A 2,896-nucleotide genomic window follows, 5' to 3' on the forward strand; every position below is an offset into this window, starting at 1 on the left:
TCTATGCGTTTATTCGTCTTCATACGAGACAGGGTAGTCTCCTTCCGTAAAACGGTAGCCCCAATCGCGGTCACCGTCACTCTTGAATCTTCAATCTTCAATCCTAAAACCAATCCTCCGCGAAACATCAAGAAAGAATTCGGCCGACCACACCTCCAGCGCTCCGGCGTCGCGGAGAAAGGGGGCGACGTCTTTTTTCGCCATGGAAAAGTCGACCGAGCCGATTCTGTCCGAAAGAAGCCTCGTAAAAACCGCTCTTGACAGCGGTTTCCCCGCTTCGAGATGGCCGCTCTGTTCCATCCTTTTTTCGAGGTGAAACAGGTCGAGCGGCGTGTTATTTTTAACGAACCAGTAAAAATCGTACCAGTCGCGCCCTTTAACGCGGCTTTTCCACGACCTGCACAGGAGCGCATGCATTTTACCCGCGAAAAGGGAGGGCGGCGTATACAGCACAACGCTGAAGGGAACCGGCTCCAGCGCGAAACGCGATTCGACCTCGAAACCGGACGGGGGGTCGTTATCGATTTCAAATTTCAACTTCGAGAGACGGTTGGCCGGAACGTTATCGCGAATGTCCGCGGGAACCCCGACTTTAATGAAATGGACCAGCGTATTGGCCTTAACAAAAGCGGTATCGACATCGCCGGAGGCGTTTTTTTCTTTCATCGTGATTTCCACATCAAAACCGAACCCCTCGAGCTCCCGGACAATGAAAGGGAAATAATCGGCAAGATCGAACCCATCCGATCGCCTCAGCAGGGAAAAATCGAGGTCCTCCGAAAAACGGTCGAGTCCATGAAAAATCCTGAGAGCGCTTCCGCCGTAAAACGCGGCCTTTTCGAAAAACTTGCCCCTCCACAGGCCCAGAAGGGCTATTTCCTGGATAATCTGTTTGAGGGCGTATTCGTACTCCCCCCGCGTCCGCGGATTTCGGCGCGCCAGCATATCGAGGACGGCGTTCATGCCCTTCTCTTCCCGGCGATACGCGGAAGATATTTCATCGCCGCGCCCTTATACGGCGCCACGATTTTTTCAAGCGCGTCAACGTCGAGCCTCTCCACGGCTTCCTCGTCGATCCTCATATTTTCAAAGAGAAAATCCTCCACCTCCGCCTTCGAGCTTAATCCGCCGGCGAAATACAGGATATCCGCAATCGCTTTCTCGGGCGTGGCGATAAGGAAGCTCCTGCCGTCGGACATCGGTATGCTTCGAACGCCTGAAGTGAAGAGTGAGACAGGAAGATGCCGGTACGTAAATACGCCCACCGGCGTGGTAAATGACTTATTCTTCGCGGACGTTACGCTGGTAACATTCCGGACCCATTCGGGAATCATTTGGTGATAGGACAACGCGTATTCGAGTGAGATATACGACGGTCCATAGATAAGGTTGGCGAGGATCTCCCTCGAAAACGGCCCCGCGCGAAGCTTGTCGCCGAGAATATACAGCCCCTTTTTAACGCGGACGATGCGTCCCGAAGCTAAAAGCTTCGTCACCCTGTCCCGGGGGTACCGGTAATCGCGCAGTGCGTTCATAAGGGCGAGGTAATCGAATTCGGGATAGGGAATTTGTAATAATTCATTCATCTTGATTCATCCAGTATGTCGACAGTTTGTCGACATACTGGCAAATGTCAAGCGGAATACGAAAAACAATGAACGGAGCAAGCGACCACTCGCCTCAACATCCCAGCTCCATTACATCGATAATTACGCCTATCGCGTAATTTAGTAAATCATCAGAATGCCGCCAATCTTAAATCTTTAATCTTCAATCCACACCCATCATCCACCCTATCGTATCCCCGAGCGAATGGACGGGGGCCCAGCCCGTTTCACGCCGGAGCGGACCGGAATCGCCGACGGCATGCATGATGTCGTTCCGCCGCACAAGCCCCTCGTCGTACCGGACCGCGATGTAGCGCCCGGCCTTTTCCGAGGCGATCGCCAGAATCTCCGGGATCGTGTACCCTCTCCCCACGGCGATATTGAACGTCTTCCCCTCCGGGAAGCGCTCGAGAAGCATGGTGTAGGCGTTTACCACGTCGCGAACGTCGAGGAAGTCGCGCACCACGGCGGTGTTGCCGAGTGAAAGCTCGTCGGCACCGCGCCTGAAAGCGTCCACGATCTTGGGAACCACGAAATGCGGCGGCTGGCCGACGCCCGTATGGTTAAACGGCCGCGCGATGACCAGCGGCAGGCCCGTTTCGGCGCGGAAGGCCCGCGCGAGCGACTCGCCGGCCGCCTTGCTCGCGCCGTAGTGGTTTACCGGTTCGACCTGGGCGCTTTCCCGTATGGGCTGATCCGCGGCCGGAACGTTGCCGTATACCTGCGAGGAGCTGATGAGAAGAAACCGGGGCATCGGCGAGATGAGCGAGGCCGCCCTCAGGAGGTTCAGTGTTCCGAAGCTGTTGATACGGTAAATGTCCTGAATGTCCCGTGACGGAACGAACGAGATGGCGGCGAGATGGGCGATCGCGTCGGGCCTGACATGCCCGATGCAGTTCTTCACCGCCGTGTTATCGGTGATATCCACCCGATAATGGCGGGAATCGTCCTCAACCGAAATTGTATCGCAGCCATATACCTCGTGCCCGCGTTCGAGAAGTGTTTTCTCGAGGTGCCGCCCGACGAAGCCGCGTATTCCGGTTATGAGGATTTTCATTGGGTTCAGGATTCCAAAATTGAAGATTCAAAATTCTATCTTCGAACTGTCATTGCGAGCCCCGGCCGTTTCGGGGCGTGGGCCGCTCTCGCACATCCGTGTGCTCCGCGGCACTCGTCCGTCCTGGCCAGCGCAATCTCTTTCCACATTAAGTTCTATGAATACTCGATGCCTGTTGAGATCGCCGCGTCGCTGCGCTCCTCGCGATGACATGTTTGCTGAAATACTCTGT

Annotated in this window: 3 protein-coding genes; all 3 read right to left on the reverse strand. The window is 55.3% G+C overall.

Translation table 11 applies throughout. The features are described 5' to 3' along the window. Positions 1-90: 90 nt before the first annotated feature. The 3 genes from VLM75_05940 to VLM75_05950 all read right to left on the reverse strand — a co-directional run bounded on the left by VLM75_05940 (position 91) and on the right by VLM75_05950 (position 2,664). Complete coding sequence (locus VLM75_05940) at positions 91-963, reverse strand: nucleotidyl transferase AbiEii/AbiGii toxin family protein (protein ID HSV96462.1); 873 nt, start codon at positions 961-963, stop codon at positions 91-93. Further along, on the reverse strand, positions 960-1,586 hold the full coding sequence (locus VLM75_05945; GenBank protein HSV96463.1) for a hypothetical protein: 627 nt from the start codon (positions 1,584-1,586) through the stop codon (positions 960-962). Before VLM75_05945 ends, VLM75_05940 begins: the two co-directional genes overlap by 4 nt. A 184-nt stretch (positions 1,587-1,770) precedes the next feature. Then, complete coding sequence (locus VLM75_05950; GenBank protein ID HSV96464.1) at positions 1,771-2,664, reverse strand: GDP-mannose 4,6-dehydratase; 894 nt, start codon at positions 2,662-2,664, stop codon at positions 1,771-1,773. Between the last annotated feature and the right edge of the window lie 232 nt (positions 2,665-2,896).

This window comes from Spirochaetota bacterium (assembly GCA_035477215.1).
In the GTDB taxonomy this organism is placed as follows: domain Bacteria; phylum Spirochaetota; class UBA4802; order UBA4802; family UBA5368; genus MVZN01.

Excerpts from the sequence above, each read along its gene's own strand:
- VLM75_05940 (HSV96462.1), bottom strand. The coding sequence starts at position 963 with ATGAACGCCGTCCTCGATATGCTGGCGCGCCGAAATCCGCGGACGCGG.
- VLM75_05945 (HSV96463.1), bottom strand. The coding sequence starts at position 1,586 with ATGAATGAATTATTACAAATTCCCTATCCCGAATTCGATTACCTCGCC.
- VLM75_05950 (HSV96464.1), bottom strand. The coding sequence starts at position 2,664 with ATGAAAATCCTCATAACCGGAATACGCGGCTTCGTCGGGCGGCACCTC.